General features: G+C 68.7%; 5 protein-coding genes and 1 pseudogene. 4 read left to right on the forward strand and 2 right to left on the reverse strand.

Going from position 1 to position 6,845, the window contains the following annotated elements:
- Positions 1–56 precede the first annotated feature (56 nt).
- Positions 57–2,213, reverse strand: coding sequence for a bifunctional UDP-sugar hydrolase/5'-nucleotidase (locus M3E84_RS03380; protein ID WP_259894583.1), 2,157 nt, complete (start codon positions 2,211–2,213; stop codon positions 57–59).
- A 176-nt stretch (positions 2,214–2,389) separates the two neighbouring features.
- Between M3E84_RS03380 and M3E84_RS03385 the strand changes: the two are divergent.
- Both M3E84_RS03385 and M3E84_RS03390 read left to right on the forward strand, forming a co-directional pair.
- Positions 2,390–2,554 (forward strand): annotated as a pseudogene (locus M3E84_RS03385) (L-asparagine permease); the annotation flags it as partial.
- A 403-nt stretch (positions 2,555–2,957) separates the two neighbouring features.
- The gene (locus M3E84_RS03390) at positions 2,958–4,535 is read left to right on the forward strand and encodes an amino acid permease (RefSeq protein WP_259894584.1); all 1,578 of its coding nucleotides are present in this window, start codon (positions 2,958–2,960) and stop codon (positions 4,533–4,535) included.
- 50 nt (positions 4,536–4,585) lie between these two features.
- Here M3E84_RS03390 and M3E84_RS03395 read toward each other — a convergent pair whose 3' ends face one another.
- Positions 4,586–5,014 carry an Lrp/AsnC family transcriptional regulator gene (locus M3E84_RS03395; RefSeq protein ID WP_259894585.1) on the reverse strand — a complete coding sequence of 143 codons (429 nt, stop codon included), beginning with the start codon at positions 5,012–5,014 and terminating at the stop codon, positions 4,586–4,588.
- 168 nt (positions 5,015–5,182) lie between these two features.
- On the opposite strand from M3E84_RS03395, the gene M3E84_RS03400 reads away from it, so the two are divergent.
- Together M3E84_RS03400 and M3E84_RS03405 are read left to right on the forward strand one after the other, a co-directional pair.
- A complete protein-coding gene (locus M3E84_RS03400; protein ID WP_006214700.1) occupies positions 5,183–6,211 on the forward strand; it encodes an ornithine cyclodeaminase in 1,029 nt (342 codons plus the stop codon).
- 127 nt (positions 6,212–6,338) lie between these two features.
- The gene (locus M3E84_RS03405; protein ID WP_259894586.1) at positions 6,339–6,785 is read left to right on the forward strand and encodes a hypothetical protein; all 447 of its coding nucleotides are present in this window, start codon (positions 6,339–6,341) and stop codon (positions 6,783–6,785) included.
- The last annotated feature ends 60 nt before the right edge of the window (positions 6,786–6,845 follow it).

A 6,845-nucleotide genomic window follows, 5' to 3' on the forward strand; every position in this document is an offset into this window, starting at 1 on the left:
CATCGGGAGGGGTTCCCGACGGGCCCCGGGAGATGAGCTGGGCAGGCGGCTGCGGCTCAGCGACCCGAGCGGCGCTCGCGCTGCTCGAGCACCCACTCGCGCAGATCGCCGGAGGGGCGCCCGCGGTCGGCCTTGCGCTGATCGGCCAGGTCGCGGCCGTGGCCGAAGCCCGGGCGGTCGCTGGGCTCGGCAGTCGGCTCCGTCGTGGGCTCGGAGCCCCCGGCTGCGAAGAGCTCGGCGGGCAGCTGCATGGTGGTGCCTGCGGGGGAGACCACCAGGTAGGCGGGCTCGCCCTGAAGATCGGCGACCTGCACCTGGAGGCTCGCGGAGCCGCCCACCTGCCCGGAGGCGTCCTTGGCGGGCTCGCCGGTGACCTCGGCGGAGGCCACGACCTCGCCGTCGGCCGAGCCCCTGCGGATCTCGACGGTCTCGTTGGCCACCGCCCCCAGCGAGGTCATGTTCAGCTCGGTGAGCTCGAGGCTCGTGATGCCGGCCTCGGTCGTGGAGCCGGTGACGTTGACGCCGCGGCGGTCGAACGTGGGCTCCAGCGGGGCCTCGAAGGAGCCGAGGTAGTCGGTGAAGGCCTCGCGATCGATCCGGCCGGTGTCGACGCTGGCCCCGCCCTCGGTGAAGGCTGTGAAGCCGTCGCCGCCCTCGAGCAGGAAGGAGACCGAGCCGATCGTGTAGCTCGCCTCGGGATCCAGCGGCTGGCCGTCCACCGTGACGGAGGTGATGCGCTCGCCGGCCGGCAGCGACTCGTCCATCGTGTACTGGACGTTGTCCGACAGCCCCAGATGCAGGAATGCGCGTGAGGAGCCCTCCGGCTGCCACTGCTGCTCGAGAGCGGTCTTGAACTGGGCGCCGGTCAGCTCGACCGTGTTGAGGTTGTTGGCGAAGGGCAGGACGTTGTTGATCTCCGCCTCGGTGACCACGCCGTCGGCGTCGCCGTCGATGACCTCGGAGGCATCGTCGGCGTAGTAGAACTCGTTGCGCAGCCCGCCGGGGTTGATCACCCCGATGTCCACGCCGTGGGACTCCGCCAGCTCGGAGCGGAAGCCCTCGGCCGCCAGGTTGCCCAGCGTGGACTCGTTCTGGCGGTCGTCGCGGGTGGTGCCGGTGAAGGCCGTGGTGAAGTCGCCGGTGATCTCCCCGGCCGGGGTGGATCCGATCTCCTCGGCGGTCGCGGTGGCCTCGGCGACGATCCGGTCCACCTCGGCGGTGCGCGGCGAGGCGGCCACGAGCTGCTCGGGGGTCTGGCCCGCGATCAGCTCGTCGTACGGGGTCACGGAGGCGACCACGTCGACGTCGTCGCTGGCGGCGTCGTAGGTGACCTCGACCTTGCCCAGGTTCGCCATGTAGGACCCGGACTGCAGGTACGCGCGGTCATCGGTGCCGTCGCCGTCGACGTCCTCGCTCACGCTGTACTCGGCGTGGGTGTCGCCGCCGAAGATGACGTCGACCTCCTCGGAGGTCTCGGTCCAGAACCTGTCGGAGGCGGCAGCCTCCTGGCTGGCGGCGCCGTCGTGGTAGGCCGCGATGATGACGTCGGCCTCCCCGGAGGCTGCGATCTCCTCGGCCACCGCGTTGACCTCGGCGACCGGGTCGGTGAACACGAGGCCCTCGTGGGCCGACGGGGCGAGCTTGGACGGCGTGGCCTGGGTGACGGCGCCGATGACCGCATAGGTCACGCCGTCGCGCTCGAAGAGCTCGTACACGCCGCTGCCGTCGTGGCCCTCGCCCTCCATGAGCAGCGGGCCGGTTTCCGAGCCCACGTGCACGTTGGCGGCCAGGTACGGGAAGTCCGCGCGCGGGGCCACGCGCTCGGTGAGGTCCTGGTGGCCCTGGTCGAACTCGTGATTGCCCACGGCCGAGGCATCCAGCTCGAGCGCATTGAGCATGTCCAGGGTGGGGTTGTCGTCCTGGGCGGCGGAGGTGTACTGCGAGGCGCCGATGTTATCGCCGCCCGACAGCAGCAGATCCTCGGGGCCGCGCTGCGATTCGATGGCTCCCGCGAAGCCCACGGGGTCCTCGTCCAGTCGGCCGTGGAAGTCGTTGAAGTAGAGCAGGTCGGTGGTGGGCGCAGCGCTCGCCGCGGTCTCGGCGCCCGTCTCCTGGGCGTGGGCCGGGACCACGAACGAGGAGGTGACCAGGACGCCTGCGGCGGCCGCCGCAAGGGGCAGCGACGAGGCGCGGGAGGGATTCGACGGCGACATGCGGGATCCTTGCAAGCTGGGTACGTGCCCCGGCGCCGAAGCGGTCCAAGGGCGTCTGACCTGCCCAGACGATCATTCCTGGGTGAACCCTGAGTTACCCCTCGGTGCACATTGTGAAGGATGATCCGTGGCACATGTCACACCCCACCACCGATCCTGCGCCGCAGGATGCCTAGGCCCACGAGCAGGAGGACTTCCACAAGTCCCCCAGCGGTCGCCAGGTCCAGATGATCGCGATCGGCTCGGCCATCGGCACGGGCCTGTTCCTGGGTGCAGGCGGACGCGTGGCCACGGCCGGTCCGTCGCTGTTCATCCTCTACGCGCTGTGCGGGTTCTTCGGCGAGATGGAGTTCTGGTTCTCGCTGATCAAGGTCGGGGCCATCCTGCTCTTCCTCGTGATGGGCCTCGCTCGACGGCGACCTCGCGCGCAGGGCGATGGCGTGGTCCCGATCATGTCGCAGGATCCGGGCAGCGACCCCCGTTGATCGTCTCCGCGACGACGGCAGCCCCTCTCCTGCAGGTCCACACGGGCCTGCAGGGGGAGGGGCTGCTCTCGTCATGGGGCACCCAGGCCCCTCGGATGTGAGGTACCGTACACCCGGCTGTCGACGGTCGCTGCTGCACCGGTCATCCCGTCCAGCCCCTCCGCCCTGGCTCCTCGGCGCCCCTCCCGGTCGCCCAGCGACGCTCCTGCGCCCGCACGCGCCTCGGTTCCGATGGGGCTCCTCGCAGAAGAAGGCAGTCATGTCACACGAGAGCAATGCCCCGGTGCAGCGCCCGGACGATCCCTTCGCCTATGAGCAGGAGGGCTTCCACAAAGGCCTCGGAGCGCGTCAGCTCCAGATGATCGCGATCGGCTCGGCGATCGGCACCGGGCTCTTCCTGGGTGCCGGTGGCCGGCTCGAGACCGCCGGCCCGTCGCTGTTCATCCTGTACGCGGTCTGCGGCTTCTTCGGCTATCTGATCCTGCGCGCCCTGGGCGAGTTGGTGCTGCACCGTCCGTCCTCGGGCTCATTCGTCTCCTACACCCGGGAGTTCTACGGCGAGCGCTCGGCCTTCGTCTCCGGCTGGCTCTACTGGCTGAACTGGGCCATGACGGCGGTCGCCGATGCCACAGCGCTGGCCATCTACATCGCCTGGTTCGGGCAGTACGAGTCCATGGCGTTCCTGGGGGAGATCCCGCAGTGGGTCGTGGCGCTGATCGTGGTCGTCGCGGTGGTCTCTCTGAACCTCGTCTCGGTCAAGGTCTTCGGCGAGATGGAGTTCTGGTTCTCCCTGGTCAAGGTCGGGGCGCTGCTGCTGTTCCTGGTCATCGGCATCATCTTCGTGATCTTCGGGACCCCCACGGGCAGCGAGGTGGGCTTCTCCCTGATCACGAGCGAGGGCGGGCTGTTCCCCAACGGCTTCCTCCCGGCCATCATCGTCACGCAGGGCGTCGTGTTCGCCTACGCCGGCATCGAGCTCGTGGGCACCACGGCCGGTGAGACCAAGGACCCGGAGAAGGTCATCCCGCGGGCGATCAACTCCGTGATCCTGCGCATCGCGGTCTTCTATGTGGGCTCCGTGGTCCTGCTGTGCATGCTCATGCCGTACACGGCATACTCCGCCGACGAGTCCCCGTTCGTGACCTTCTTCTCCTCGATCGGCGTGGAGGCTGCAGGTCCGCTCATGCAGCTCGTGGTGATCACCGCGGCCATGTCCTCCATGAACGCCGGCATCTACTCGACCGGTCGCATCCTGCACTCCATGTCGGTGGCGGGCTCCGCGCCGAAGTTCGCCGGGACCATGAACAAGGCCGGTGTGCCGGTGGGAGGCATCCTGCTCACCGCGGTGGTGGCGCTGTTCGGCGTGGCCCTGAACTTCTGGGTCCCCGCACAGGCCTTCGAGATCGTGCTGAACATCGCCGCGATCGGCACCATGGCCTCATGGGCCGCGATCGCCATGTCCCACCAGAAGTTCCTGCAGCTCGTGAAGCTCGGGCAGTACACCCGCCCCGACTACCAGGCCCCGGGCGGCCGCTTCGCCGACTGGCTCGTGATCGCGTTCATCGCCGCGGTCGTGGTCCTGATCGCCTTCGACTACCCGGTGGGCACCTACACCCTGGTCGCCATGATCGCGGTCATCCCGTTCCTGGTCATCGGCTGGTTCGTGGTGCGCGACCGCGTCCGCGAGATCGCCGCGGCCCGCGACGGCTACACCGGCACTTATCCCGTGGTGGGCACCAGCCCCGGTCAGGAGCTGCTCACCCAGCGCTCGCACCGTCCGGAGGATCCGCGCCGGGAGCCCTCGACGGATCGCGACGAGACCCTCGGGGACCGCTGACGCGCAGCTGCTCCAGCTCTCACCCGCCGCCGGGCGGCGTCGTGCTCGGCTCAGCGCACGACCGAGCTGAGCAGCAGGGAGGTCTCCGAGTTCACGACGCCCTTGATCGAGCGCATCCGGCGCAGCAGGTCGTCGAAGGCGCGCAGGTTCCGGCAGGAGATCTCCGCGACCAGGTCCCAGCCGCCGTTGGTGGTGTGCAGGCCCATGATCTCGGGCAGCCCGCGCAGCGAGCCGATGACCTGGTCCGTGGTGAAGCCCTGGACCTCGATGAACGAGATGGCCCGGACCTCGTCGTCGGACGCCGAGCGGGTGCGCACGGTGAAGCCGATGATCACGTCGCGGGCCATCAGGCGCTCGATGCTGCGGCTGATCGTGGTGCGCGAGACCCCCAGCCGCTCGGCGAGCGCGGCGATGGGGGCTCGACCGTCGGCGCGCAGCTCGGCGATCAGGCGCCGCTCCAGCTCGGTGACCTCCGTCATGCGCAGAATGCTACGCGCCGCTGTGCAGACTGCGGCTCAAGTGAGCAGATTGCACACAGATTGCGGCTTATCCGCGCACTTCTCTGTTCATATTGTGGAACGGGTCACTCGACGAACCGTGCAGCAGCTCGTCAGCAGCAGTTCCCCAACACGTCAGAAGGAGGCCGTATGCCGCAGCTCGTGGATGTTCCGTCCATGGCGCAGTGGATCCAGCGCGAGGGCGTCGGATCGATCATCGAGAGGATGGTCGGCTACATCGAGGAGGACTTCCGCAAGTGGGAGCGCTTCGACAAGATCCCGCGCGTGGCCACGCACACCCCGGTGGGGGTCATCGAGCTCATGCCCACCTCGGATCTCGAGACGTACAGCTTCAAGTACGTCAACGGGCATCCGTCGAACCCCGCCCGCGGGTACCAGACGGTGACCGCCTACGGGATGCTCTCGGATGTCGACAACGGCTATCCCACGTTCTTCGCCGAGATGACCCTGCTGACCGCGCTGCGCACTGCCGCGAACTCGGTCATGTTCGCCCGACAGCTGGCGCGCAAGGACTCCAAGGTCATGGCGCTGATCGGCGCCGGAAGCCAGTCGGAGTTCCAAGCCCTGGGCTTCCGCTCGGTGCTCGGCATCGAGGACCTGCGGGTCTACGACGTCGATCCCGCCGCCATGGAGAAGCTCCGCCGGAATCTGGAGCCGCTCGGCTTCCGGATCACGCTGGCCGATTCCGTCGACGAGGCTGTGGAGGGCGCCGACATCATCACCACCTGCACCGCCGACAAGGCGCAGAACAAGGTGCTCTCCGATCATCAGGTGCGTCCCGGCGTGCACCTAAACGCAGTGGGCGGAGACTGCCCGGGCAAGACCGAGCTCGAGGCGGACATCCTGCGCCGGGCCAGCGTGTTCGTGGAGTTCACGCCGCAGACCCGCATCGAGGGCGAGATCCAGCAGATGGAGCCCGAGTTCCCGGTGGTCGAGTTCTGGCAGGTGCTCACCGGGGCCGCACGTGGCCGCAGCTCGGACGACGAGATCACGCTCTACGACTCCGTGGGCTTCGCGATCTCCGACTTCTCCGCGCTGCGCTGCGTCCGCGATGCCACGGCGGACACGGATCTGCAGCAGCACATCGACCTGATCGCCGATCCCGATGACCCCAAGGACCTGTACTCCCTGGTCAAGGCGCCGGTCCCTGTGGGTTGACCTGCAACGACTCCCGCAGCGCCTCAGGACGGCCGACAGCACCCGCTGTCGGCCGTCCCCCTATGTGGCAGCTGACATGACCGGTTATCCGGATGGCGCAGCGATCTGTGTGCGATTGAATGTATTCATGCTTCGAGCACCGCTGATCGCGACCCCGGCCATCGTGGTGGTCGTCGCTGTCATGGTGCCGCTGGTGAGCAGCGAGTTCGTCTCGGTCAGCATCGCGGCCGGACTGATCGCCGTGATCGGCGCCTGGTGCGTGCCGGCGACCTACACGCAGGGCGAGACTGGCTCGCTGCTGACGGTGGGCCGCGACGTCTGGACACAGCGGCTCGCTCGCCTCAAGACCCTGCAGCTCGTGGTGGCCGGCGGCGTGCTGGTGGGACTCGTGGGCCTCGAGCTGCTGAGTGCGACCATGGCGGCCATGTTCGGCATCGGTGTCGCCCTGGCGATCGGCGCCTTCACCGGCGCCTCGTCCGGAGCCGCCGCCTCGGATTCTGCGGCTCCCGGTGCGGGCTCGACGGGACCCGGAAGCGCGTCCCACATCGCCCGGCACGCGCACCACACTCACTGACACTCGGCACTCTCGCCGAGTCGCGCCCTCTTCTGTCCGCGCCTACGTGCCTTAATGCGC

Origin of the sequence: Kocuria sp. p3-SID1428 (assembly GCF_025149945.1) — a bacterium.
Taxonomy (GTDB): Bacteria; Actinomycetota; Actinomycetes; order Actinomycetales; family Micrococcaceae; genus Kocuria.